Below are 24,981 nucleotides of genomic sequence, written 5' to 3'. Positions count from 1 at the left end.
TAAAAAACTCGGAACTCATTTTAAAATAGATTTTTTATTGATTTTTTGATTTTTTATTTATCTTTATTTATCGTCTTTAGCGCCATCAAAATTATCAAAATTGATGTCTTTAACATTTCTGGCAATCCGAGAAAGTTCACTTTTCTCATTGATCGAAACACGGGATGGTGAGCCACTAATAATTCCTTCGTAATTGCGGAAGGATTCTTTGATGTAGGGAATTTCTGGGGCATCGGAGCTAATTTCATATTCCCGAATTCCCTTGTCATGCCAAGAACCACGCATTTTAAATACATTCAACGCCCTCGACATCTCACCACGAATTTCAACATACTGCAAGAGAATAATGGTATCCGTAATGGTGGAAATATGAGATTCCGTGATGGAATTAGCCCCCAAAAATTGATCGGTAGTATTGGTGAAGAAACCTGTAATTTCTTCCTGCTTGGCATAACCTGTAACGCCAATGACAAATTGACGGAAGGCATTATTGGTAACTCCGCGAGCCAAGGCGGAAAGAGAATCGATCGCAATTCGCGAGGGTTTAAAGTCGGTAATCTCTGACTTAATCATTTGCAGGTGATCTTCTAAACCAGCTGATTCTGGATAGCAACAGAGCAATTTTAATAGTCCCTTACGCTCCATTTCCTCAAAGTCCACACCCCAGGAAGAAGCATTACGAGATAGCTGCGCTCTCGACTCTTCATAGGCAAACAAGACCGATCTTTCCCCTTGACGACAACCTTCTTCGAGGAATTTACTGACCAATAAAGTTTTGCCTGTTCCTGTCGCTCCTGTGGCTAGGATAATTGAATCTTTGAAGAAACCTCCACCACATAGTTTATCTAAAGTTTTAACTCCAGAAGAACGACGTACGTTTGAAGAGCGTTGAGTCAGACGCATCGCCCCCAAGGGGAAGATATTAATCCCATCATTATTAATGGTAAAGGGATATTCTCCCTTCATATGGGTTGTTCCCCTCAGCTTAAGAATCTCAATTGTCCGACGGCGACGTTCCCCTTCTAAAACATTACGAATGACAATTACATTGTCAGAAACAAATTCTTCTACACCAAAACGAGCAATTGCTCCATATTCTTCCACTCTTTCGGTGGTCAAAATCGAGGTAACATCTAGCTGCTTGAGACGTGCGACTAAACGAAATATTTCTCGCCTAACTACCGAAGCTGCATCGTATTGCTGAAATACTGCCGTTACTGAGTCGATGGAAACCAACTTGGCTTTATATTTACGGATAGCATACTGAATGCGCTCAATTAGTGCTGATAGATCGAAGTTACCAACTACTTCTTGTCCTTCAGGATCGGGAGAAGCATCGAGAATAAATAGCTTACCGCGATCGATTAGGTTCTGTAGATCCCAACCAAAACTAAAGGCATTCTCAATAATATCTTTCGGCGATTCTTCAAAGGTAACGAAGATTCCTGGACAATCAAAAAATTTAATACCGAGATAAAGAAACTGTACCGCCAGCAGAGTTTTCCCTGTACCTGAAGTTCCACTAACTAAAGTAGTTCTGCCAATAGGTAAACCACCGTGAGTGATTTCATCAAACCCTTCAATCATCGTGCGGGTTTTCTGCACTCCCTGGGGAGCAAGTTCTTCTGGCTGAGGTGGCTCGGTGGAATTTGGTTCGTTCATCTAAAACAGGACTAGCGATGTTCCATGCTTAAAACTGACTAATAATAGCTAATATTAAGCAATATTTAATAATTAGTCTAATATTTTACATCTAATTAACCATTCGATTTTATAATCTTTGCTCGCGAATTTCTTCGTACAGCAAATCTAGACCAATTAATACTTTTTCGCGATCGCTTAAATCACCAATAATTTTGCGCACGGGGGGAGGTAAAACTTTGGATAATGTGGGAGTGGCTAAAATTTTGTCTTCTTCAGCTAACTGAGGATTTTTTAACACATCAATCACCTTGAGAGCATACACTCCTTGAAAATCTTTTTCTAAGATGTTTTTAAGCATCTTTAAGGCTCTGACTGAATTCGGCGTGTTTCCTGCTACATACAGCTTTAGTACGTAGGTTTTTCTAAATTGATCCATAATAACTAACAATTTATCAACTATCGTAAAGTGATAAATTGAAAAACTTGCTTAAGAAACACTAAAATATTGTGAACTACCAAACACTCACTTTAACTTAAAGTTTGGTATTTATTCCACTGTAAATAGCAAATTTAGTGGGGCATCCGATTCAGGAATGGAGCGCCGATAGATTTCGCATAAATGAGAGATGATATCAATCAAAGGTAAGCGATAGTCCAGCAAAATATCATCATTTCGACCCTCTATTTTTAACTGGTGTGAAAAGTCATCCATCAAATCCATGTGTATTTCCAGAATTTGCGAAGTGGAGATGTCGGCAAAAAAAGCGCGATCGACAAATTCATCAATTAACTTATTGATCTCTCCATCATGGGTAAAATACATCAGTAAGATTTGGCGATAGCTTTGACTAATTTTAGCTGCTAATTCTTCTTGCTCTGGTGGAGATAAATTAGGCCAAAAAGAATCAGGATTACGCTTGTAAAAAAAACCTAAATAACCCAGTCTTTCTTTTAGCTTGTCAGTCAAACGTCGTTGCTGGGTAATTAGAGATCTTGGTACTGTTGCATCCTGCTGTTCCTTGCAGGCAAAATATTTACTAGTTTTACTTTCAGGAGCAAGACTAATAAATTTATTAACTGCCAGATTGATGTAGGAGTTTATTTCCTTGAGCTGTTTTGGATACAGTCTAACCTCCGCCTGATGATAGATATTACTGGCTTCTAAATCAAGCAAACAACTAGCAAAATCATTTGCTCGATCGCTTTCTAGACTAATTGAATCTCCTTCCAAAATAACTGTCGGCAACAAAATTTCTGCTTGCCATAGTTGATTGAATAATAAATCTAGCTGTTCATTACAGCTCAATACGAGACAGTCAATCTGCTCATAATTATTAATGACAAAGTCAGTCAAATCTTCCATCAGACTAAGACACTTAAGCTCGTAGCGATCGCTGTTTAATAGTTTGCTGAACCAATCCCATAACTGTGACTGAGTAGAAAACAAGCAGATTTGTAACTTAGTTGGTCTGGTTTCTGACGATAAATGATTATCTTGATGGTCTGACATTGTACACGGCAAAGGTTAATACTTGTGGGAGCTTGTGGGAGAATAATCTTAATTTGATATTTAAGTCTAGCAACAGCTAATGTCAAGCTTGTATATTACTTTTATACAACAGAATGAGGTCACGGAATAAAATCACTATTCGAGTATTATTCTTTAATAGAAATTTAACATTTATTGCGTATTTTTGCAGATTGTAATAAAAAATTACGAAAAACCAATTTATTTTATTGGTAAAAAGTACTATTATGATGTGTATAAAGTTAATTTTTAATTGAAGCAAAGTTTAATTATTAAGAAAATTATTGATTTCAATTAAACTAAATGCTAAGTTAAAGTTCCAGTTTTTACTTAAAGTTACGGCTTAATTCAAAATCAGCAGCGCAAGCAGAAACTAGCGCCATGAAAGTCTATTGTTCATTTTGAAACTGGCTGAACATGGGACTATCTTTTTCAGAGGATAGCTAATTAATTTTAAATTTAATTGAATACTTATCAAGAATTAACTAGACAAGCCTTCAATATTTTTAGTATTGTAAGAACGCGGTTTGAACAAAAAGTAACCGAAGCTTAATGATTATACATCCTATGATTTCGTATGAGTCTGTGATGTTTAATTAATCTTAACTAACTAAAAAGACGATTAAGTCTTATCTAAATTTACTTGGTCAAAACTAAACATTAGTTGAATCTATCTTCAAAGCCAGAAACTCAAATAATATGTTTGATGTTTTAATTACCTATGTCTAATCATTCTTTCTCCCTCAAAGAATTTGTTGAGCCAGTGCCGATCTGTCAAGCAGAAACAGATTTAGGTAATATAATGAATATTTTTCAGCATTCAAATTGTAAAATGCTGGCAATTGACCAAGGTAAATTAGGTTGGGGAGTGATTAACTCCGAAGATTTATTATCATTAGTTACTGAAGTTTGGCTAGGCGATCGCTTAAGCGTAACTAGTCATCCCAGAAATTTCATGTATCAGCAACGCACAAGCTGTCGGTTGATTCCTGATGTAACAACCTTGATCGAACCAGCAATGGTCTACCAAGCTGATACTAAAGTAGATGAATTTTTTAGTCGGCTAAAGTATAGTTGGTTGAAAGAAGAAAGAGTCTGTTTAATTGTCAATCACCAAGGAGAGTTACTGGGAAAACTTGACAAGGACAAAATTATTAAGTACTTAGTCTCAAAACCTGTTGCGCCCGAAAATAGACAATTATCTCCTAGTCTGGATTATCTTACTAGTTTGCTTGAGGCGATCGCTTTACCGAGCAAAATTGAGACAGCAGAAGGACAGGTAATCTATACTAATCAACTTTGGCAGCAATTAATTGCAGAGAATCAAGACGCAGCTTCAAGATCTCCATTAGTATCCTCCCAAGTAGAGCTAAAGGAGATGACAAAATGGTTGATTGATAGGCAGCGAGCATCCTTAGCGCCTCATCCACAAGGGGATAATCGAGCTAATTATCGTCAACCTGATTTAACTAAAGAGTTAGAATTTCGCGAAGATTCTTTGAGCATTGACACACACAGATCGAGCTGGAATTACTTAAAAATACCTCTAATTAGCGATCGCCAGCAGACAGCAGTAGGTGAGTCACATCATTTACCACATAATTTAGTTTTAGCGACTCCGCAGATACAATCTCCTGCAACAACTGATAATCTCACATCAACTTCAGAAGTCTCGACAAATCAGCTTTTAGCTACCGTTAGTCATGAGCTTAAATCACCTTTAACAGGCATCGTCGGCTTAACTAGCTTACTCCAAGGACAAAAATTAGGTACTCTGAATCAGCGCCAGACTCGCTATGTAGAATTAATTTACCGTAGCGGCAAAAAAATGATGAGCGTGGTTGATGATTTATTACAGTTAACCGCCTTGACTAGTGAGCAGCCAAAAGATTTAGAATTGATTAACCTAGAGTCTCTCTGTCGCCAGCTTTACCGAGCAGTTTTGACTAAGGTTCACTCAATTGAAGGGAGATTAAACTCAAGCATCGATTTTGCTCAACCCAAGCTGAGTATTGAGCTAGGCAGTGAAATGGCGATCGCTAACAAATTAGTCCTATCCTCTGTGCTGTCCCATTTAATCTTAGAGGCAATAGCTGCTGGCGAGACTATTGAACCATTAAAGATTCAAATCAAAAGCTTATCAGAGGCGACGGCAATTATAATTACTGGTCAGCCAATTTCGGCGACAGTCAATCCAGGTTTAAACTTGATGATTGCCAAATGCTTATCAGAAATACTTGAGGCTAGAGTAAGTCATGCTTGCTCAACCACAAGTTGTCAATTTACCTTATTTTTACCCACCCAGAGTACTCAATCCTCTCATCAAACCGATACTATTGCACCCAATGCTGCTAATCCAAGCACGACTAAAAACCTAACTATTCTCTGTCTCTATCCAGAATTAGAAGTTATCGATCCTCAAGTTAGCCACAACCAAAGCTTAAACTTCGATCTCAAGAGTTGGTCAGATAGTTACGAAAAGCAAACTGGTTATCAACATCGCATTATTGAAGCCGATAGCTTAGAACAAGCACACAATCTAGCTCGTATTTGGCAACTGGACGCTATTATCTTAAACGGTCATCAAATTGCTCAACCAAGTCTTTATTTGCGATCGCTTCAAGAATCTGAACATCTTGCTACTTTACCCCTCATTACCCTAGACACTAGAATTACCGAAGCTGCCAATCAAATTGAAGGTCTAAATGTCTATCCTTGTTTACTTCCTGCTCAACAGTGTAATATTGCCGATTTAATCCAAGTTATTCAAATTGCCATCAAATCTTGAGCATGATTACTAATTACTGATTACTAATTATTTGCGAAGCTTATCCTTTAGGACTAAGTAATCAAGTTGAACTTTGGAGTGTAAAAACTGTAATTTCTGGACGGCTGCCAATTCGCATCGGTAAGTTAGTCATACCCAAGCCACGGTTAGTATAGACAATAGTATCTTCAACTTGATTTAATCCCGCAAAGTATTTTTGACTCCCAAAGGGTAATACTAAAGGAGCAAAAAAAGGAATTTTAATCTGTCCTCCATGAGAATGACCTGATAGTTGTAGAGCAAATTTATGAGTCGTGGCGCTTTTTTCAATATAATCTGGTTCATGAACCAAAAATATTGTCGGGACTCGATCGGGTAGATGGTCTATGATTTTCTCCAGATTTGGTTCACCCCAATAAGGATCGTCTAGTCCAGCAAAAGCTAGTTGTTTAAAGCCACGCTGGATAATATAGACTTGATTATCCAAATTATTGATTTTACTTTTGAGCAAAGTTTGTTTAAGCAATTTGATTCTTCTCGAATGATCGTGATTGCCTAAAACCGCTACTGTGGCTGATTTTGCCTGAAGCTGACTTAACTGCTGCTGGAGTTTTTGTGCCTGAAAACGGCTGCCTTTGCTGACAAAATCTCCCGTAATCGCGATCGCATCTGGCTGCTGCTGGTTAACTAGCTGAATAATTCTGGCTAACCGTGATTCTGGCATATATTTACCAATGTGCAGATCACTAATCTGAACCAGTTTGAATTGATCGAAGGCGCGATCTAAATGCGGAATTGTCAGTTGAATTGGTACAACCTGAATCCAATTAGGTTCTATTTTTGTTCCATAAATATAGCAACAAAGAAATAAAATAACTGTAGTTAATGCTGATTGTCTGAGCCATCTTCTAACTGTTCGCCGAAATTGAAGATGTTCCGTTACCAGCATGATCGATCGGGTTAAATAAAGAAAAGTGCTATTCCATATTAATCATTAATTTTTGTTTTTGAACTTTGGACAAACAGCAGCGCAAATTGAGCGGCAATAATTAACCTTTAACAGGTTATGCTTTTTCCGCAATGAGTAACGCTAAAAAAATATTACCAAATTGCAAATTTTAATCAACTTCTAGAATGACTAGATAAATTTTGTGAGGAATGTTTCCTCGCTATGACAACTTCCCACACTTCCGACCAACGTTCTTCAATTAAAGCTCTCATTTTTTCTGATTGCCATTGAGGAAGCTTATTTCGATTATTGTTATCAGATGTATTCATAATTGATTGAATTACATAATCTACAGATAAAGAAAAGATACAGAGCAAATTAATATCCTCTGCTATCACAAAACTAACCTATCATTTATCTCTAGTTATTGCAAATTATTATCAATAAACAAACTTAATCTTAAAAGAAGAGGCGACAGATATAGCCGTACAAAATTAGTAGGGGCGATTCGCGAATCGCCCCTACTGCTATATGAGAAAATTGATTGCAGTTTCTTTAAACAAATTTTGACTTTCAAGAAAATATAGCGATGAAATATCTCAATCAACACGCGATGATTACTGGTGGTTCGAGTGGGATTGGTAAAGCAGTCGCTAAGTTACTGGCACAGCAAGGATCAAACATTACTTTAATTGCTCGCGATCGCCAAAAGTTAATCCAAGCACAGCAGGAAATAAAGCAAGTCGTAGTTAATCAGACTCAGCAAATCAATATCGCCACTGCTGATGTAGCAGATCGAGCATCCATCACCTCTGTTTTAGAAGAGGCGATCGCTAATTTAGGCGCGCCAAGCTTATTAATTACCTCCGCAGGAATAGCTCATCCTGGGTATTTCTCAGAAATTCCCTTAGAGGTGTTTGAACAAACCATGGCAATCAATTATTTTGGTTCTCTATACAGTGTTAAAGCTGTCTTACCTGCTATGATTGAGCGCCAGCAAGGGCAGATTGTGCTGATCTCTTCAGGAGCAGGATTAATTGGTATTTATGGCTATAGTGCTTACTGCCCGTCAAAATTTGCCATTAGAGGCTTGGCAGAGTCGTTAAGGGGAGAACTCAAGCCAAAAGGAATTAACTTAACGGTGGTTTATCCTCCCGATACCGATACTCCCCAACTGGCTGCGGAAAATAAAATCAAGCCTCTAGAGACAAAGAAAATTACTGCCTCGGCTAAAATCTTGAGTGCTGAAGATGTAGCCCAACAGATCTTGCGCGGAGTAGCCAAAAAGCAATTTGCGATCGCCCCTGGGATGGAATTAAGAATTTTAAACCGTTGGCATAGTTTACTGTCTCCTTGGCTGAATTGGTACTTTGATAGAATTGTCGATAGAACTAATAAATAGTAAATAAGAGATGATTGATGATTAATAAAGGCAAAACAATAAATTGACGCAACTTGAGACAAGATAAACGCAATCAACCAGTCTAAGAATCAGACTTGTCTACGCTAAAACCTTCAAAATTTTGCTTAAATTTCTGTTTGGTCATTGGCTGACTAACCAGAATCCCTTCTTCTCCTAGGTTTTCTAATGGCTTACCTTCGACACTGATCCAAATGGGTTCATTGTCGCTTGAAGCACTGGCGGTATAAATAATCTGTGCCAGTCGGCTACTCATTGAGGCACTACCTCCTCCAGAAATAAATTCTTGAGATAAATTAAGATGAATTCCTTTTTTATCAGTGGATAAGTCTAGTAACTTAGTGCCTGGGGGTATAGCAGTCGTATATTTAGCATCTGCTGGTGGTTGAGCGAGGAGAGTTTCTAATTTTGCTTTTAAAACTCGCTCTGGCTTAACTGATTTTTGAAAAGTCATAGGTTGAGAAACCAATTCAATACTCTCTCCTGTAGGATTGAGCCAGTAAATTTCTACCATTAGATCTTGTGTAATTGCTGCTGGTGCAGGAATATCAGTTTCAGCTTTTTCAATGGGAGAAGGAACGGGTTGAACATTTTTTGTCTTTTGTTCCAGGTTAGATTTTGTCCACCAAGCAACACCTCCTCCTGCTGCTAAAATAAGTCCTGTGATGGCAGCCATCACGGTGATTGAAAGGCGATTTTTATTACGATCCTGCATGGATTATGCTCCTGATACAAGGAAATGTCTGGGTTGTAACTGAAGATTATGGCATCTTTGTTTCTAGTCTAACGAAACTAATTAGCTGTAATTTATCTTCATTGATTTCTAATTGTAGGATACGGGCTAGAATTCCGTCTTCTGACAAAGTATTTAGATTCAAGCGATCGCTAATTCCTGTGGCAAAACCATTAAGTAGTCTAGATGACATCGGACGACCATTGACAGTTCCTTGGGGATTGAGTATACGAACTTTTTTGCCATTTATAACTTTGAGGGTTAACTCTAGACTAATAGCTAATTCTCTAGAGGGATTTTTCGTCTGATAAGTTCCAGGAGTAGCATTTGATTCTAAATTAAGATTTTTTGGTCTAGGTCTACTTAACTCAAAACTAACCTGAAGGCGATTTTTGGGGCGCAGTTTAAGCTGGATATCTGCTAATTGATAATTAATGTTAGTTGAACCAGCTCTACTGGCTATCAGCCGATTAAGGGTGTTTTGGAGTTGAGCTTGAATCTCAGTTGATTGCAAAGCTTGATTGAGATCCTTTTCTGTTAATACTACCTTCACTGCACCAGCGGCAGGAACAGTTAAAGACTCTCTCAAGCGATCGATGTTGCTTAACTTTAGTTTGGCGAGTTTTACGGCTAAAGGATCGGTTTCTAAATCAACAGAGGCGATCCTAATACCAGGTTTGATTCTAACTCCTCGACTGGCAATTCGGACACGAGCTAATTTTCCCTCAGCTGCGCGATAGTTGGGTTGATTATCTATTCTCACTGCCTGCTGTTCGACACTAATCACCTGGGAGCGAATTTTGCCTTGAGTAATCTTATCCAAGACTATTCCTCCGCTAGAACCTATGCCCAGCAGTCCTGCAAGCACAATCGTCAGAATTTCCATCAGCTTAATTCCTCAATTTTGAGGGTTAAATATTTTCTGAAGTTAGCATTGCTCGATCTTAATGGCGAGGATAGAACTTTTGTTGGTATACAACATTTAAAAGTTGAGCAAAGGTAATGGGTAATGGGTAATGGGTAATGGGTAATGGGTAATAGAGTTTTAAATCTAGAACTTATGCTACATATTTGATATTTTAGCCAGGATTAACTCGCATCAAAACTTGGCCAAACTCTACTGGTTCGCCATTTTGAACCATGATTTCCATAACTTGTCCTGTAACTTCCCCCTCAATTTCATTCATCAGCTTCATCGCCTCAATGATGCATACCGTATCTCCTTTATTGATGCGATCGCCTACTGCGACAAAAGAATCCTCATCAGGAGCAGGAGCAGAATAAAACGTCCCCACCATTGGCGAGGTGATGTCCACCCATTTCTTATCATCCACCGTCAGCGCAGTAGAAGTTTCTGGAGGAGGGGATGTTTTGGTTTCGGGGGGTGTTAGTACAGTGGATGGTACAGCTTCAACAAGCTGAGGCGCAATCGCAGTCGGGGCAACTGCTACCAAGCCTTTTTCTTTACGTACCGTTAATTCAAAATCATCGTTTTTGAGAACCAACTCGGTGATGTCGGTTTGAGCGATCGCCCCTAACAGTTCACGAAGTTCTTGGAAATTTATAGACACAAACTATACAGCCGTTATTAAGAGTAGTTTTTTCTTTCTCAAAGATAGTTGTGTAGTATTTTACGTACCTAAGAGATTTCGGAGATTGCTGATGAATTTCAAGGTAAAAATTTAATTTTCTCGACCTAGATAAGAACCATCGCGAGTATCGACCTTAATCTTTTCACCAATGGTAATAAATAGAGGTACCATGACCTGAGCGCCTGTTTCGACAATAGCAGGTTTCGTGCCACCCGTAGCAGTGTCTCCTTTCACGCCTGGATCGGTGTCAGTGATTTCTAGGACGACGGAAGTGGGTAATTCGATTTCTAGCACCCTGTCGTCCCAAAAAATGACATTAACCTCCATTTCTTCTTTGAGGAAATTAATGCGATCGCCTAAATTGTCACTACTCATGCGCGTCTCTTCATAGGTTTGCATATCCATAAAGACAAATTCTTCTCCGTCTTTATAGGTATATTGCATGGTGCGCTTTTCTAAATTTGCTTGAGGAACGGTTTCTCCAGCACGAAAAGTTTTTTCGATGGTGTTTCCTGTTTGGACGTTTTTGAGCTTGGTTCTCACAAATGCTGAACCTTTACCTGGTTTGACGTGGAGAAACTCCACCACTCGCCAGACATAACCATCCATCTCAACAGTAACTCCTGTACGAAAGTCATTACTAGAAATCATGAAGCTAAAAATATGTGCTTAAAGATCGACATTTAATTGTACCTGATGGCGGGCTTTTGCAAAGGCGTGTCAGTAGGGAGAAAAGATAAAGTAATGATGATGGGATTAATTATTTTGGCGTATTAAAGTCTCTAATCACCTATTTTTCGTGTTCTTAAATTAGAAGCAATTGAGTACCAACAGAAGTAAAGAAATGTTGACAAGAGTGAGCAAATACTAAGAATATACACCTTAGTAGTTTTGGTTTGGCTTAATATTTTCGGGCGACTGTCAAGATTAAATTTATGAACATCAAGAAAAATACCTTTTTAAGAAGACATCAGCCTCTTCATCGTATTACCACCTTTGTTTTAGCAGTGATGATGATGGTTATCGGTTTGGTAGGCTGGCAACCGCAAGCATCGGCTATCCTGGCTCAGGGTGATGCTGTTACCGATCCCCAGGCTATTTTGCGCTATGCGCTACCCATTGATAATGATTCTGTCAGAAAACTGCAAAAAAGTTTAGAAGAAATCTCTAGTAAGCTTAGGGCTAAACGCTGGAAAAATATCGATCGCAACATTACAGATGCAAGTTTTGTCTTGTCTAGTCGGCGTGGACAGTTATTGGCGAGTATTCCTGATGAGCGTAAAGCTCAAGCAGAAGAACTAATTGACCAACTCACTACGGGAACGGCAGAACTAAAAGAGATCGTTAGTACTAAAGATCGTGAAGCAACCTATATCAAAAGACAAGAGCTGCTTAATTTGGTCACTAAATTAGAAGAGTTAATGGTAGTAGGTTATCCGTTTGAAGTTCCTGCCGAGTACTCTTCTTTACCGCAGCTTTTGGGTAGAGCAACCGTAGCAATTGAAACGAATAAAGGCGATCTTCAAGTCGTGGTGGATGGTTATAGTGCGCCCGTTAACGCTGGTAATTTCGTTGATTTAGTCAAACGAGGTTTTTATGATGGTTTAGACTTTAATCGTGCTGAAGACTTTTATATCTTGCAGGCGGGAGATCCACCAGGAGAAGCCAATGGTTTTATTGACCCCAAAACTAATAAATATCGAGCAATTCCCATGGAAGTCTTGGTTAAAGGGGACGATTTACCCGTATACGGTGAGACTTTAGAAGAATTAGGTCGCTACCTAGATCAACCAGTAATTCCTTTTAACTCATATGGTGCGATGGCTTTAGCTCGTCCTGGTGACGATCCTAATGGTGGTTCTTCTCAGTTTTTCTTCTTCAAGTTTGATACGGAAGTTACCCCCCCTGGATATAACCTCATGGATGGACGTTACTCTGTATTTGGCTATCTTACAGAGGGCAAGGAAGTTTTAGAAGAATTAACCGCAGGAGACAAAATTATCTCTGCTAAGGTGATTGAAGGAATTGAAAATCTGAAAGAACCTGAGCAATAAGCAATGAAACAGTAGGGTGGGTAAACGAGCAAATTATACTTGTGTGTTTTCAATGTTCTTTATGCCCACCTAATTAGTAAGATCACAAGGGTATATCCGAAGATGTATCCTTTAGGACAATATCAGTAATCAGTAATTAACCATGACTGACGAACTTCTGGTTAAAGATTTAGGTGAGCATGGTTTATTAGAGAGATTGCAGCGTTTTTGTCCTGCTGATGTGGTGGGGGATGATGGTGCGATTTTGGCGATCGCTCCCCATAAATCTATCGTGGTGACAACAGACGTACTGGTGGATCGAGTTCACTTTAGCGATCGCACTACTAGTCCTTTTGATGTGGGTTGGCGAGCTGTAGCGGCTAATCTTTCTGACCTCGCAGCAATGGGGGCAAAACCGCTAGGAATTACCGTTGGGCTATCTCTCCCAGGCACTAAGTTAGTCAGCTGGGTTGAATCGGTTTATCAAGGCATGAGCGCTTGTCTTCAAGCTTATCAAACTCCTTTAGTGGGGGGAGATATTTGTCGTTCGACGGTGGTGAGTTTGGCAATTACCGCCTTGGGTGAAGTGCTACCCCAGCGTGCTATCTGTCGTCATCAGGCGCGACCAGGAGATGTTATTTTAGTTACTGGCTTACACGGTTTGTCACGGGGTGGATTAGAGTTACTGCTAAACCCCGAGCGAGCAAATAGTTTAACCGCAGCAGAAAGAGAGCGCTTAATTGAGGCGCATCAACGGCCCCGACCGAGATTAGATGTTCTGCCCTATCTGAGAGAGATTCCTGAATCAATTGCAATCGCGGGAATGGATAGCAGCGATGGTTTGGCAGATGCGATCGAGCAGATTTGTCAACGTAGTGGGGTTGGCGCAATAATTGAGCGCTCTAGCATCCAAGTTTTTTCAGGCTTAAGCAAGTTAGCAGGAAATCAGACAGCCTGGTCATGGGTACTTAATGGTGGCGAAGATTTTGAGTTGGTTTTATGTCTTCCTGAGTCCTACGCAATAGAATTGGTGCAGATGCTGGATAATAACGCAGCAATAATTGGCACGATTACGGCAAATAATACCATCAAGATGGTAGATTCCTCTAATTTAGCCGATGAGCCAGAGATTTTAGCTAGAAATGAAGGATTTCAGCATTTCTAGTTGCTAGGGAAAATTTGATTCTGCCAGACATGGTTGAATTTTTTTAGCATAATAAGGCAAAATGAGCTAAATTGAAGCTCTTTTTATTCATTCATACCACGATTAAAATGGTTATCCTGTTATAGATTTGTTAGTTAATAATGGGAATGATAATGCTGTAAGAGAAGATTGTGAGCTATTAAATCAATAATTTTTTTCTCTCGATCATCGGGAGTAGCTCTGTAAAACTGTCATGAATCAACTCGATCGAGGTTCATTAAGATTAATGTCCCGTTCAATTTCTCACCCAAGTATAGAGCAGCGATTGCCTAAGATGATGCAACAAGCCCTAGGTAGCGATCAGTTGGCAAACGCTATTTTGCAGATTGCCCTGAACAATTCAGATGGTTCAAAAATTTTGTTAGATCTAGCAACAACGATTAGTCGCTCGTTTGCTGCGGACGGATGTATTGTCCTGTCGCGGGGGACTGATTCTGTTCAGGTCAATGAAATTGCCTATTGGCAAGAAACAGGCTTACTGATCGAGCCAGTGATTGAGCAGCTATCCCACTTATCAATCCCTCAGAATCACACCCAGTCTTTACTTGAGCCGAAATCTCCTCTATTTAAGACAATTAATTGCTTAATCCAAAATAGTTTACCGACTCAGACTTGGGTGGGGATTACAACCCAGTTTCAAGAGCGAACTAATGGCTTAGTATTGATGTTCAAGTCTGATTCATCATGGACTCATGATGAACATAAATTGCTCACTCAAAACTTAAATCCGCTGGCGATCGCTATTTCCCAAGCTCAACTTCAGCAACAATCTCGCACTAAATCTCGCTATCAAACTCTACTCCAAAATCTTAGTCGAGAAATTAGTCAGGGCTATCGACTCGAATTACTCTTACAAAATTGTCTAAGCGAGATTGGTCATGCTCTGGGGCTAGATCGCAGCCTGATTTTGATGTTTAAGTATCGTAATCCATTGAGAGCCAAAGATCGCGATCGCGACTTGGTTAAGGGTACTGCCAAAATTGATTATCAATGGAGTTCTGATTTGGCAGCTTCATTACCAGCAGAATCTTCATTTAGCCTTAATCATTCAGCTCTGTGTCAACAAGCCTGGCGTAATGCCCCCAACTGTTTGCACATTGACTCTGATGCTTCTTTCCCTGACTTGATTGTGGACTCATTTGCGACCAGAGGTAGCGCCCTAATGATGATGCCCTTGATGGGTAAAAAAACTAGTGAAACCGATTCAGCAATGGTTTTGGGTTTTCTAGTCTTGCAAAGTGATGTTGCGCGCAATTGGTCGCAGGATGAACTGGAGTTAATGAATTGGGTTGGAGTACAGATAAGTACGGCAATTATTCACGAGCAAACCCTTAATCGAGTCCAGCTAGTTGTTGAGGAAAGAACTGCGCAACTGAAATCTAGTATGGATATGCAGGGCAAGCTTTCGACTAAGATGCGTCAGCACATTAAACAGCTGCAAAAACTCAATCAGCTAAAAGATGACTTTATGAATAGCATGAGTCATGAACTCAAGACCCCTCTAACCAGCATGAAAATCGCGATTAAGATGCTGCGTCAGATAGAAATATCTCCACAAATGCGAGAGAAGTATTTAGATATTTTGGAGCAAGAATGGAATCGTGAATATAATTTGATTAAAGATTTGCTGACGCTGCGACAGGTAGAATCAGGAGAGTTAAGTTATCGACCCCAAGAACTGGATTTGGGTCAAACTATTGAAAATTTGCGGCAATCTTTCACAGCAAAATGGCAGTCAGAGCGAAATCTTAATTTAGTTTGTGCTGTCGATCCGCCAAAGTTAAAAATTCATACTGATGCGGAAAGTTTAGAATATATTTTACATGAACTACTTTTGAATGCTGGTAAGTATTGCGATACTCACACGACGATTGAACTATCTGCATCTCATCAGTTAGCTGCCCAACAATCAGAAATTGTCATTGCGGTGGCTAATGTTGGTGCGGGCATTACCGCCGAAGAACTGCCCCATATTTTTGATAAGTTTCGACGTGGCAAAGGAGTTACCGATCGCGCTGTGCCAGGAACAGGTCTGGGACTGACTTTAGTTCAGTATTTAGTGGAACATTTGAACGGTAAGATTGATGTTACCAGTAATCCTGTGGCTGAGGATGAGACAACATTCTTGACTACTTTTGTCTTGAGATTACCACAAATTCAACCATCTATTGGCTAGGCTGATGATCGGCTATTTGATATTAGTCGATCGGTTAATAGCTTGAAATGATCGCTTGAAAAATAATTTTAGTTCTAACTTGGTCGGCTCTCTGATATCTCTATGAAATGGCATAAAAGTAAACAGCCTGCTCCTCAAAAAAGACTGCTATCTCCTCCCGATGGCTATCATTATTCACCATTTCTCAGACAATTTAAAATTTTTGGCATTGCGATTAAACTAGTTTTTTCCCTCTGGTGGAATAAAGTAACGGGTAATAATTCTGCTCGAAGCAGACATCGAATCGCCAAATGGTTGGTTAAAAATATTTTAGAATTGGGGCCGACTTTTATCAAAATTGGACAGTCTTTATCCACCCGCGCCGATTTAATTCCCATCGAATATATCGAAGAATTTGGTCAGCTACAGGATCGAGTTCCGCCTTTTTCTTCCGATTTAGCGATCGCCGTCATTGAACAAGAATTAGGCAAGCCAATTTCGGTGTTGTTTGCCGAATTTAATCCCACACCTCTGGCGGCGGCTAGTTTGGGGCAGGTACACAAAGCCAGACTGCATACGGGAGAAGACGTAGTAGTTAAGGTACAGCGACCTGGGTTAGCTCGTTTGTTTAACCTCGATTTTGAGATTCTGCATCATTTAGTTAGATGGCTCAATCGACTGCTCAAAGGCATCCGCAAGTTTAATTTAGAAGCAATTTATCGCGAATTTTTCGAACTTTTATATCAAGAAATCGACTATATCCACGAAGGAAAAAATGCCGACCGCTTTCGCCAAAATTTTCAGGACTATCAGCGGGTTGCGGTGCCTCAAGTATATTGGCAATACACCACCTCAAAAATTCTCACTCTGGAATATTTACCAGGCATTAAAATTGATAATCGACCAGCCTTAGAAGCCAGTCAAATTGATACCCAAGCAGTGATTCAGTTGGGTATTACCTGTTATTTAAAACAGCTATTAGAAGACGGTTTTTTTCAATCTGACCCCCACCCAGGCAACATGGCGGTTAGTCCACGGGGAGACATTATCTTTTATGACTTTGGCACCATGGCAGAAGTTAAAACCATGGCCAAGGATCAAATGATCAAGACGTTTTTTGCCGTGTTAAAGAACGACACTGATGAAGTGGTAGAAACTTTGATCTATATGGGTTTGATTGAACCAGTTGCCGATATGACTCCAGTTAAGCGCATGATTGCTTTTATGCTGAAGGAGTTTCGGGATAAACCTGTGGATGTGAGAGCTTTTGAGCAGATCACCGAAGAAGTTTACTCTATTTTTGAACAGCAGCCATTTCGTTTACCTCCGCAGATGACTTTTGTGGTCAAATCCTTAACTACTCTAGACGGCATCGCCCGCGCCCTCGATCCGCAATACAATCTTCTAGCAGCAGCACAACCCTTTCTAAAACAGATAGCCTTTCAGCAGCAGCAGGGGAGTATGTTGGGGATCCTGGCTCGACAGACTAAAGACTTTATTCAGTATAAACTTAGACAGCCCAACCGCACCCAAACCTCGATCATGCGTCTCGAATCTCGTTTAGATCTAGGGGAGTTGCAGGTTAAGGTTAAATCCATTGAAAGCGAGCGATCGCTCAAGCAAATTCAATTGGGGATTAAAAGTCTGATCTATACCTGCTTATCGGGGTTTTGCCTCTTGTCAGGTTCAGTCTTGCTAGTTGGTCAAATTAAAGGAGTGGCGATCGCCCTGTTCTGTTTTGCCACCTTTTGGTTTATTCTGCTGATGCGATCTTTAACCAGTATGGCAGCTAGGGAAAAAATGTATAAGATGGCGCAAAAATAGGTAGTAGGTAAAAAACTCATTTTGCTTGTACTTGATCTAATATTTGTTTATTCAAAGCAAATCTAGAAGGAAGTTTTAGCAATGAACTACTCTCAAGCACTCAAATGTGCAATTCTTGCTCAAGAAGTTTATCAAGACTTCTCAGGGCTTAGATTTAGTGGATTTCCTAGCGTTACGCCAGAGCTGATTGATTTGGAAAATACGGGGACTCAATGCGCTATTTTTGCCGATGCTGGGACTTCCATCTATATTGTTTTTCGGGGTAGCGAAAACCGCATTGATTGGGACACTAATTTCAATTTAGAGCAAGAAGTCGTTGAATTTCAACAGGACGTGCTGGAAGAAAAAGTTGTTGGCGATCGCGAGCAAGTTTATCCTTATGATGATGAAAGTTCTTCTGGTACTAAAATGCACAGGGGATTTGCTTCTGCCTATATGTCAGTGCGAGAGCGAATTCATAATTATTTGAAGAATCATGCTGCCTCAAGTTTAATCATTACAGGTCACAGTTTGGGTGGAGCTTTAGCAACTTTGTGTGCTGTTGACGTTCAATACAATTTCTCCAATCAAGTCAAAAATATCGACATTTACACTTTTGGCGCTCCTAGAGTTGGCAATAATGGTTTTAGAGTATCTTTTAACCGCCGTGTTCCCAATAGCTATCGCTTTGTCTATGGAATGGATATCGTGCCAGCATTACCAAGACTTTGGCAAGGATACCGTCATGTGGATACTGAACACCGACTTGGTTCTCGTTTCAGCCTCAACTTTTTCTCTCAACGCTTTAAAGATCATGGGATTGTAAATTATATCGCTGCGTTAAAGAAACTAATAGTACAGGGCAGTTGATTGAGAGGAAGATAGTAATACTCTCTCTTAGCTTTTTTGGTAAAGTAGTAGGTCGTCAAATTTGTTTTGAGTAATGAGTAATGAGTTTTTAACCTACTACCTGTACGGGCGGTTCGCGAACCGCCCCTACTACCCACTACCTAATCTCAACCCATCAATTCAAACTTGACGATCTAGTAGTCACTTTCTCAGGCTTCGATCTGCACCATTATTAATAGCGATCGCTTTTTCGGCAATAAACTCCTTTGATGGTGAAGGATCTAGTTTCTTACCAGAGAAGTCCCTTAATAAGCCCATAATGGCTGGAACAACTGTAGGAGTAAGAATAGTTGAGAATGTTAAACCTCCCGTGAGGACGATTCCCAATCCTTGATAGAGTTCCGCACCTTGTCCTGGGATAACTGCTAGAGGTAGCATACCCAAAACGCTAGTTCCCGCCGACATAAAGATTGCCCGTAAGCGATCGCGTGTTGCTTGATAGAGAGATTTATCGTAATTCATCCCTTCTTGTTGTAGTTGTAAGGAGCGATCGACTAAGAGGATGGCGTTATTTACCACAACTCCTGTCAAAATAATAAATCCGAGTGCGGTAATCATATCCAAAGGTACGACTAAACCAGGGATACGGTTAGCAATTACTAAACATAACAACGCACCACTCAATCCCATCGGTACAGTCATCATAATCACCAAAGGATAGACAAAAGAACGATAAAGAGCAACTAATAGTAAGTAAGTAATTAAAATCGATAGGGAAAAAGCTCTTGCTAATTGAGCGACAGTTTCTGCCAAGCGATCCGCAGAACCAGCTAATTCTAAACGATAGCCAGCAGATAGACTATTACGCAAAGGTGCGAGAACTTCATTTTCTGCTTGCTCCACTAAAGAACTCAAAGGTGCATCGGGTGCTAAAGAAGTAGTTAAAGTAACCGATCGCTCTAAATCAACGTGATTGATCACATCGGCACCAGTTGTTTCTTTAATTTCGGCTACATCACTTAATTGAATTAATCCTTGACTTGTATATAAAGGTAATTGGCGCAATTGTTCTGGGGTTTCGACGAAGCTATTTTGCAACTCCACAGACACATCTAACTCTTCTTTGCCATCAAGATAGTCAGAGGCAAAACGTCCACCTAAAGCAGCTTCAACCATCGAGCCGATTTCTGCTTCGTCGATACCAACTTCTGCTAAACGTTCGCGGTTGGGAATGACTTGTAGTTCTCCCGCACCAAAAACAAAGTTAGAACGGACATTTTCTACTCCTGTGAAAGAGCGCAATTTTTCCGTAATTTCCCGATCCAACTGGTTTAATTCGGCTAAATCCGTGCCAATAATATCAATTTCAAATTCTTTACCTGGATCTTGGAAAATAGAGAGCCGAGTTGGCACTAAAAAGCGATAACCAGGAAAATTATTACTGGCAGCGCGCATCCGATCGACCATATCTGCAAGTCCCTGAGTTGTGGCGAATTCAGGCTTTAAAATTGTCGCAATACCCCTTCTTCCAGGTCGTTCTACATACATAACGCGATCGACTTCTGGTTGTTGACGTAAAAATTCTCTTGGTGCTGCTGAAAGCCTAATTGCTTCAGGAATACTCGTTCCTGGTAAGGGTTCTGCTGCCCAAAATACTAAATTGCGATTTCCTTCAGGTAAATAATCAGCAGGAGGTAGGAGAAAAATACAAGAAACTAAAAGAGTTAAAGGAATAGCCAGTAAAAATAATCTACGCCCGATCCTACCTCTGCCTAAAGACCAACTGACCGTATTAGCCAGAAAATTCTCCAATTTATCTTGAAATAACCTAAAAATAGCTGATGTTTTGGCAACCGATCGCTCTAGCCAATTACCATCGAGATATTCTCCTCCTTCGATCATTTGCATCGCTTCGGATTGTTTGAGAAATAAACCAGATAACATTGGTACTAGAGTTAAAGCAGCAAAAAGAGAAAATAAAGAAGAAGCAGATAAAGCGATCGCCATATCAAAAAATAATTGTCCCGCTTCGCCTGTCACCAGCACCAGAGGCAAAAATACCACCACGTTAGTCAGAGTCGAACCCAACATCGCCCCCCAAACTTCTTGCGTTCCATCAATTGCAGCCCGAACTGGTCTTTTTCCTTGTTGTAGATGGGTAAAAACATTCTCAATGACCACGATCGCATTATCGACTACCATACCCACAGCAAAGGCTAAACCTGCCAAACTAATAATATTTAAGGTTCTTCCTAGTAAGGACATAACGATAAATACAGTAATTAAAGTAGTGGGAATAGTTAAAGCAATAACTGCCACTGTTCGCAACGAACCAAGGAAAAGAATCAACACAACTGTAGCTAGCAGCGCGCCAGTCAGTAAATTTCCTTCAACTAAAGCGATCGATTGATTGATATATTCGCTCTCGTCATAGTTATAGACAAAGCGAATTCCTTCTCCATCTCGATCGAACTGAGTTTGAAATTCCGCGATCGTGGCTCGAACCCCTTGAGCTACCTCTGGTACATTCGCCCCGACTCGACGGATAATTGCAATAGCGACGGCGGGTTCGCCATTAAAAATCAAAGCACTCTCTTGAACTGTGCGCCCCATCTGCACTTGGGCGACATCTCTTAGATAGACAGTTCCCGAAGCATCTCGTCGCAGTACAAAGCCTTCCATTTGTTCCAACTGTTGCGATCGACTAACAGTTCTGACTCGATATTCTCTTCTACCCACTACTAAAGGGCCACCCCGAATATCGCGGTTATTATCTTGTAAGACTCCAACCACGTCGCTAATAGTTAAATTGCGCTCGGCGAGTGCTTGAGGATCGATCTTCACCTCTACCTCTCTTTCCCTACCACCAGGAATAATAAACTGTCCTACTCCTTCAATCCGACGCAATCTAGGCACGATGGTATCTTCAGCTAAATCTCGATAGCGATCGGGGTTACTTTGCTCCCCTTCCTTGGGTGCCAGAACGATCCACATCATCGGCGAACTATTGCCACCAACCAACTCTACATCCGATTCACTAGTCTCTTCTGGTAATTCCTCTACCTGCTGCAATTTATTCAGAACATCAACCAAACGTTCGTTGACATCGCTATCCCATTCAAATTCTAGAGTAATGCTACTAAGACCAGGACGAGAATTACTATCGATTTTTTGTACCCCTAGAACCTCCTCCATCCTTTCCTCAATCGGACGAGTTACTAAATCCTCCACTTCTGTAGGAGAAGCACCAGGATAAGGGGTAGTTATCGTGATTTCTGGGCGATCGCCTCCTGGTTGTAATTCTAGAGGCAAATTTAGCAGCGAAAATATCCCAAATACTGTCAGCAAACAAAACAAAACAAAAGTCCCATGTCGCCAACGCACCGCAGTTTCAATAAAATTCATAATAGTTTAATTTTTAGTGGTTAATTTTACCCATTACCCATTACCCATTACCTAATACCCACTACCTATATGCGAAGCGGTATCCTTTAGGACTACCTACCGAACAACCTTAACCATCGCCCCATCACTCAAACCATCTCCACCGCGTAAAACGATCGCCTGTCCCGATCGCAGTTGTTCGTCGAAAATAGCAACGCGATCGCCCATATCAGCAATCATTTCCACTTCAATTTCTCGAACTCGATCATCTGCTACGGTATAAACCAACCAACGATCTTGTCTCCTCGTAATCGCATCTCGCGAGATGACAAAACTAGGGCGATCGCTTTTTAATTGCAGATTGCCCATGACAGCCATCCCAGATAATAAACCCGCAGGAGGATTATCTAAACGCACTCTAACTCTTTGTCTTCTGGATGCCGTATCTGTTGTGGGAACTATCCCTGTAATCGTGGCGCGCCCTTGCCATTGAGGTAAAGCACGAGTATTCAAGGTTACTGGCAATCCTGGTTGAATGCTGCTTGCTAGTTCTTCAGGAACTTCTAAAAAGACATCTAAGCTATCGCTAGCAACTAAAGTCGCGATTTCATCAGCACTTTCGACGTAATCCCCCGCGCTGACGTGCCTTTGCTGCACTACTCCATCAGAGATTGCTTGAATTTGAGTACGCTCTAAATCTATTTCCGCCCGATTTACCGCTGCTTCGGCTGCTGCGACATTTGCTCTTTGTGCTTCAATTTCTTCTCGAATTGGCCCCGCGATCGCTTCTTGTAAAGATGCTTCTGCCTCTAAAGTATTTCCTCTAGCATCATCCACCGCAGAACGGGCTTCAATTAAGCTTCTTTGGGATTGCGCCCCTTGTGCGACTAAATCCGAAGTACGCTCCAAATTATCTCGTGCTTCTTGTTCTCTAGCTCGTGCAGAACTTAAAACGGCTTGTCTTTGAGCGATAATTTCGGGGCGCGTCCCCACTTCTAAACGGGCGAGATTACTTTGTGCTTGTGCCAAACGCGCCTCTGCCTGTGCAAGTGCCACTTCTCCGTCAGCATTATCCAGAATAGCGATCGTCGTTCCTCGCTCGACGCGATCGCCTGGTTCGACGAGAATTTCTTCCACTAAACCATCAATTCGGGAACGAATATTAGCCTGTTGTCTGGATTCTACTTGACCGAGAAGTTCTACTTCTCTAGTAGCATTACCAGTAGTTAAATTAGTTGTTGCGATCGGGCGAGGGGTCGTTGTCTGTTGCGCTACAACAGGTTGAGGTGGATTAGCGCCAGGTTTAAAAACCTGCCAGAGAGTTCCGCCAATAGCAGCGATCGCAATAAAGATAACAATCCAACGCCAAGAATTTTGATGATGAGGTGGCTTAGATAAGGATGGCTCTGATTCTGGCGATTCCTTAGTCACTTTAGGCTCAAAAGTTTTCATGTTGAGATAGTGTAGTGTTAAATAATCATCTAAATAAAAACCCTGCCCGAAATAGTTCGGGCGAAGGTTTAAGGAGCAAGATTTAAAGTCCTAAATTCTAAGATCTAGAAGTAAACTAATTGCGCCAAAAGTTTTATGTTTGAGGAAGATTACTCGGTTCTGTAGTATTGTCAGAATTGTTAGTATCCTTACTACCAGAGCAAGCTTGAGCGGGTAAAGGTAAGATTGTGGCAGCAAGCATTAAAACACCTGCTAACATTGGTATAAACTTGATTTTCATAGTCTTTTTTTCCCAAGTTTTGTTGTTTGTTATTCACCATTATGAAGAGAGAATGTGACAGAGAAATGTCAGCACAATTCAAAATTTAAAATTATCAACTAATCATTAATTAAGCTATCTATACTATGTATGCAGTCATTTCTTCAGAAAAAATAGAAATACCACCAGGAGCGTTATTTCAAATACCTGGTAGTTGGGATGACTATCAAACTTTAAGTCAACAATTAGGCGATCGCTCGATTCCTCGTCTTAAATATCGCCCTGGAGAGATTTGGTTTATGAGTCCTTTACCAGAACATGGACGCAACGCTAGTTTAGTTGCAGATGCGATTAAGGCTATACTCGATCACTTAGGAAAAGAGTATGATGCATTTACTCCTATTACGATGAAGCTACCCCAAAGGAGTGGTATCGAACCAGATTACTGTTTTTATATTGACAATTGGCAAGCAGTTTCGGGTCAAAAAAGAATTAATTGGGAAGTCGATCCAGCACCAGATTTAGTCATTGAAATTGATATTACTAGCTATACAGATATTAATGATTATTTAGCTTATAAAGTGCCAGAAGTTTGGTTGTTTAAGAGCGACCGCGTTACAATTTATCAGTTACAAAATGATAATTATCTAGTTAGTAATTGCAGTTGCTATTTTCCAGATCTCGATATTTTACAGCTAATAGCAGATTGTTTTCAGGTTGCCAGTAATCGCAATACCAGTGCAGCTATTCGACAATTAAGAGACAAATTAAAACAGGTTTAAAGCTTTTATTAATAATAAATTAATTCTCTTACTTGTTCTACAGATAAATCGAGTTTTTTGGCGATCGCAATTTCTAGACGATCTAATTCAGTTGTCGGTATTTTAAATTCTTGTTGTTGAATAACACTGGTAGTTTGGTTGACTTTGACTTGGGAGGAGTTGGATTGGCGATCGACTTTCACTTTAATTGATAAAATTTGCCCAGAGGGAGATGGTTGATTTTGGTTAACTTCTAATTGGCGATCGCTATAATTACTAAGACGTAAATTTTGAGTAGTAATAAATTGAATTATTAGCCAAAAACCCAGTCCAATCAAAGGCAAAGGTAGCCAAAATTCTACACCCAAAGAACCTAAAAAACGAAGCCATTGAAATCGACGCATTCAAAATATTGTAGAATTTGACAAATTTTCATTGTTGAAGTTTA

The 24,981-nt window shown here is 40.3% G+C and carries 21 protein-coding genes; 8 read left to right on the top strand and 13 right to left on the bottom strand.

Features of this window, described 5'->3' with window-relative positions:
- Positions 1 to 63: 63 nt before the first annotated feature.
- The 3 genes from kaiC to KME09_18345 all read right to left on the bottom strand — a co-directional run bounded on the left by kaiC (position 64) and on the right by KME09_18345 (position 3,154).
- A complete protein-coding gene (kaiC, locus tag KME09_18355) occupies positions 64 to 1,662 on the bottom strand; it encodes a circadian clock protein KaiC (protein ID MBW4535904.1) in 1,599 nt (532 codons plus the stop codon).
- 109 nt (positions 1,663 to 1,771) lie between these two features.
- A complete protein-coding gene (kaiB, locus tag KME09_18350; GenBank protein MBW4535903.1) occupies positions 1,772 to 2,080 on the bottom strand; it encodes a circadian clock protein KaiB in 309 nt (102 codons plus the stop codon).
- A 111-nt stretch (positions 2,081 to 2,191) separates the two neighbouring features.
- The gene (locus tag KME09_18345; GenBank protein MBW4535902.1) at positions 2,192 to 3,154 is read right to left on the bottom strand and encodes a circadian clock protein KaiA; all 963 of its coding nucleotides are present in this window, start codon (positions 3,152 to 3,154) and stop codon (positions 2,192 to 2,194) included.
- A gap of 739 nt (positions 3,155 to 3,893) precedes the next feature.
- Between KME09_18345 and KME09_18340 the strand changes: the two genes are divergently transcribed.
- Positions 3,894 to 5,960, top strand: a complete 2,067-nt coding sequence (locus KME09_18340; protein MBW4535901.1) for a hypothetical protein — start codon at positions 3,894 to 3,896, stop codon at positions 5,958 to 5,960.
- Positions 5,961 to 6,021: 61 nt separating this feature from the next.
- Here KME09_18340 and KME09_18335 read toward each other — a convergent pair whose 3' ends face one another.
- Together KME09_18335 and KME09_18330 are read right to left on the bottom strand one after the other, a co-directional pair.
- On the bottom strand, positions 6,022 to 6,888 hold the full coding sequence (locus tag KME09_18335) for a metallophosphoesterase (GenBank protein ID MBW4535900.1): 867 nt from the start codon (positions 6,886 to 6,888) through the stop codon (positions 6,022 to 6,024).
- Positions 6,889 to 7,061: 173 nt separating this feature from the next.
- Positions 7,062 to 7,217 carry a hypothetical protein gene (locus KME09_18330; GenBank protein ID MBW4535899.1) on the bottom strand — a complete coding sequence of 52 codons (156 nt, stop codon included), beginning with the start codon at positions 7,215 to 7,217 and terminating at the stop codon, positions 7,062 to 7,064.
- 260 nt (positions 7,218 to 7,477) lie between these two features.
- Here KME09_18330 and KME09_18325 point away from each other — a divergent pair, with 260 nt between their 5' ends.
- Complete coding sequence (locus tag KME09_18325; protein ID MBW4535898.1) at positions 7,478 to 8,290, top strand: SDR family oxidoreductase; 813 nt, start codon at positions 7,478 to 7,480, stop codon at positions 8,288 to 8,290.
- Positions 8,291 to 8,372: 82 nt separating this feature from the next.
- Here the strand turns inward: KME09_18325 and KME09_18320 are convergent, their stop codons facing one another.
- From KME09_18320 to efp, 4 genes are all read right to left on the bottom strand, one after another.
- Positions 8,373 to 9,023 (bottom strand): GerMN domain-containing protein, encoded by a 651-nt coding sequence (locus KME09_18320; GenBank protein MBW4535897.1) that lies wholly within the window; start codon positions 9,021 to 9,023, stop codon positions 8,373 to 8,375.
- 46 nt (positions 9,024 to 9,069) lie between these two features.
- The gene (locus KME09_18315; protein MBW4535896.1) at positions 9,070 to 9,927 is read right to left on the bottom strand and encodes a DUF2993 domain-containing protein; all 858 of its coding nucleotides are present in this window, start codon (positions 9,925 to 9,927) and stop codon (positions 9,070 to 9,072) included.
- Between the two features lie 193 nt (positions 9,928 to 10,120).
- On the bottom strand, positions 10,121 to 10,612 hold the full coding sequence (accB, locus tag KME09_18310) for an acetyl-CoA carboxylase biotin carboxyl carrier protein (GenBank protein MBW4535895.1): 492 nt from the start codon (positions 10,610 to 10,612) through the stop codon (positions 10,121 to 10,123).
- 111 nt (positions 10,613 to 10,723) lie between these two features.
- Positions 10,724 to 11,284 (bottom strand): elongation factor P, encoded by a 561-nt coding sequence (gene efp / locus KME09_18305; protein MBW4535894.1) that lies wholly within the window; start codon positions 11,282 to 11,284, stop codon positions 10,724 to 10,726.
- Positions 11,285 to 11,568: 284 nt separating this feature from the next.
- Between efp and KME09_18300 the strand changes: the two genes are divergently transcribed.
- The 5 genes from KME09_18300 to KME09_18280 all read left to right on the top strand — a co-directional run bounded on the left by KME09_18300 (position 11,569) and on the right by KME09_18280 (position 18,698).
- Positions 11,569 to 12,687: a peptidylprolyl isomerase gene (locus tag KME09_18300; protein ID MBW4535893.1), complete on the top strand. Its 1,119-nt coding sequence runs from the start codon at positions 11,569 to 11,571 to the stop codon at positions 12,685 to 12,687.
- Positions 12,688 to 12,829: 142 nt separating this feature from the next.
- The gene (locus KME09_18295; GenBank protein MBW4535892.1) at positions 12,830 to 13,831 is read left to right on the top strand and encodes a thiamine-phosphate kinase; all 1,002 of its coding nucleotides are present in this window, start codon (positions 12,830 to 12,832) and stop codon (positions 13,829 to 13,831) included.
- A 232-nt stretch (positions 13,832 to 14,063) separates the two neighbouring features.
- Complete coding sequence (locus KME09_18290) at positions 14,064 to 16,046, top strand: GAF domain-containing protein (GenBank protein ID MBW4535891.1); 1,983 nt, start codon at positions 14,064 to 14,066, stop codon at positions 16,044 to 16,046.
- Between the two features lie 102 nt (positions 16,047 to 16,148).
- Positions 16,149 to 17,849 carry an AarF/ABC1/UbiB kinase family protein gene (locus tag KME09_18285; protein MBW4535890.1) on the top strand — a complete coding sequence of 567 codons (1,701 nt, stop codon included), beginning with the start codon at positions 16,149 to 16,151 and terminating at the stop codon, positions 17,847 to 17,849.
- An 81-nt stretch (positions 17,850 to 17,930) separates the two neighbouring features.
- Positions 17,931 to 18,698, top strand: coding sequence for a lipase family protein (locus tag KME09_18280; protein ID MBW4535889.1), 768 nt, complete (start codon positions 17,931 to 17,933; stop codon positions 18,696 to 18,698).
- A 180-nt stretch (positions 18,699 to 18,878) separates the two neighbouring features.
- Here KME09_18280 and KME09_18275 read toward each other — a convergent pair whose 3' ends face one another.
- The 3 genes from KME09_18275 to KME09_18265 form a co-directional block, all read right to left on the bottom strand.
- Entirely contained in the window at positions 18,879 to 22,082 is a 3,204-nt protein-coding gene (locus KME09_18275) for an efflux RND transporter permease subunit (GenBank protein ID MBW4535888.1), read from the bottom strand.
- Positions 22,083 to 22,178: 96 nt separating this feature from the next.
- Positions 22,179 to 23,513, bottom strand: coding sequence for an efflux RND transporter periplasmic adaptor subunit (locus tag KME09_18270; GenBank protein MBW4535887.1), 1,335 nt, complete (start codon positions 23,511 to 23,513; stop codon positions 22,179 to 22,181).
- 133 nt (positions 23,514 to 23,646) lie between these two features.
- Entirely contained in the window at positions 23,647 to 23,793 is a 147-nt protein-coding gene (locus tag KME09_18265) for a hypothetical protein (GenBank protein ID MBW4535886.1), read from the bottom strand.
- A gap of 125 nt (positions 23,794 to 23,918) precedes the next feature.
- Here KME09_18265 and KME09_18260 point away from each other — a divergent pair, with 125 nt between their 5' ends.
- Positions 23,919 to 24,554 (top strand): Uma2 family endonuclease, encoded by a 636-nt coding sequence (locus KME09_18260; protein MBW4535885.1) that lies wholly within the window; start codon positions 23,919 to 23,921, stop codon positions 24,552 to 24,554.
- 8 nt (positions 24,555 to 24,562) lie between these two features.
- On the opposite strand, the gene KME09_18255 is transcribed toward KME09_18260, so the two are convergent.
- Complete coding sequence (locus KME09_18255; protein ID MBW4535884.1) at positions 24,563 to 24,937, bottom strand: hypothetical protein; 375 nt, start codon at positions 24,935 to 24,937, stop codon at positions 24,563 to 24,565.
- Positions 24,938 to 24,981 lie beyond the last annotated feature (44 nt).

The sequence above is a fragment of the Pleurocapsa minor HA4230-MV1 genome (assembly GCA_019359095.1).
Taxonomy (GTDB): Bacteria; Cyanobacteriota; Cyanobacteriia; order Cyanobacteriales; family Xenococcaceae; genus Waterburya; species Waterburya minor.
This window is presented reverse-complemented; position numbering and strand designations above follow the sequence as displayed.

Coding starts and splice junctions, on each gene's coding strand:
- kaiC (MBW4535904.1), bottom strand. CDS start 1,662: ATGAACGAACCAAATTCCACCGAGCCACCTCAGCCAGAAGAACTTGCT.
- kaiB (MBW4535903.1), bottom strand. CDS start 2,080: ATGGATCAATTTAGAAAAACCTACGTACTAAAGCTGTATGTAGCAGGA.
- KME09_18345 (MBW4535902.1), bottom strand. CDS start 3,154: ATGTCAGACCATCAAGATAATCATTTATCGTCAGAAACCAGACCAACT.
- KME09_18340 (MBW4535901.1), top strand. CDS start 3,894: ATGTCTAATCATTCTTTCTCCCTCAAAGAATTTGTTGAGCCAGTGCCG.
- KME09_18335 (MBW4535900.1), bottom strand. CDS start 6,888: ATGCTGGTAACGGAACATCTTCAATTTCGGCGAACAGTTAGAAGATGG.
- KME09_18330 (MBW4535899.1), bottom strand. CDS start 7,217: ATGAATACATCTGATAACAATAATCGAAATAAGCTTCCTCAATGGCAA.
- KME09_18325 (MBW4535898.1), top strand. CDS start 7,478: ATGAAATATCTCAATCAACACGCGATGATTACTGGTGGTTCGAGTGGG.
- KME09_18320 (MBW4535897.1), bottom strand. CDS start 9,023: ATGCAGGATCGTAATAAAAATCGCCTTTCAATCACCGTGATGGCTGCC.
- KME09_18315 (MBW4535896.1), bottom strand. CDS start 9,927: ATGGAAATTCTGACGATTGTGCTTGCAGGACTGCTGGGCATAGGTTCT.
- efp (MBW4535894.1), bottom strand. CDS start 11,284: ATGATTTCTAGTAATGACTTTCGTACAGGAGTTACTGTTGAGATGGAT.
- KME09_18300 (MBW4535893.1), top strand. CDS start 11,569: ATGAACATCAAGAAAAATACCTTTTTAAGAAGACATCAGCCTCTTCAT.
- KME09_18295 (MBW4535892.1), top strand. CDS start 12,830: ATGACTGACGAACTTCTGGTTAAAGATTTAGGTGAGCATGGTTTATTA.
- KME09_18290 (MBW4535891.1), top strand. CDS start 14,064: ATGAATCAACTCGATCGAGGTTCATTAAGATTAATGTCCCGTTCAATT.
- KME09_18285 (MBW4535890.1), top strand. CDS start 16,149: ATGAAATGGCATAAAAGTAAACAGCCTGCTCCTCAAAAAAGACTGCTA.
- KME09_18280 (MBW4535889.1), top strand. CDS start 17,931: ATGAACTACTCTCAAGCACTCAAATGTGCAATTCTTGCTCAAGAAGTT.
- KME09_18275 (MBW4535888.1), bottom strand. CDS start 22,082: ATGAATTTTATTGAAACTGCGGTGCGTTGGCGACATGGGACTTTTGTT.
- KME09_18270 (MBW4535887.1), bottom strand. CDS start 23,513: ATGAAAACTTTTGAGCCTAAAGTGACTAAGGAATCGCCAGAATCAGAG.
- KME09_18265 (MBW4535886.1), bottom strand. CDS start 23,793: ATGAAAATCAAGTTTATACCAATGTTAGCAGGTGTTTTAATGCTTGCT.
- KME09_18260 (MBW4535885.1), top strand. CDS start 23,919: ATGTATGCAGTCATTTCTTCAGAAAAAATAGAAATACCACCAGGAGCG.
- KME09_18255 (MBW4535884.1), bottom strand. CDS start 24,937: ATGCGTCGATTTCAATGGCTTCGTTTTTTAGGTTCTTTGGGTGTAGAA.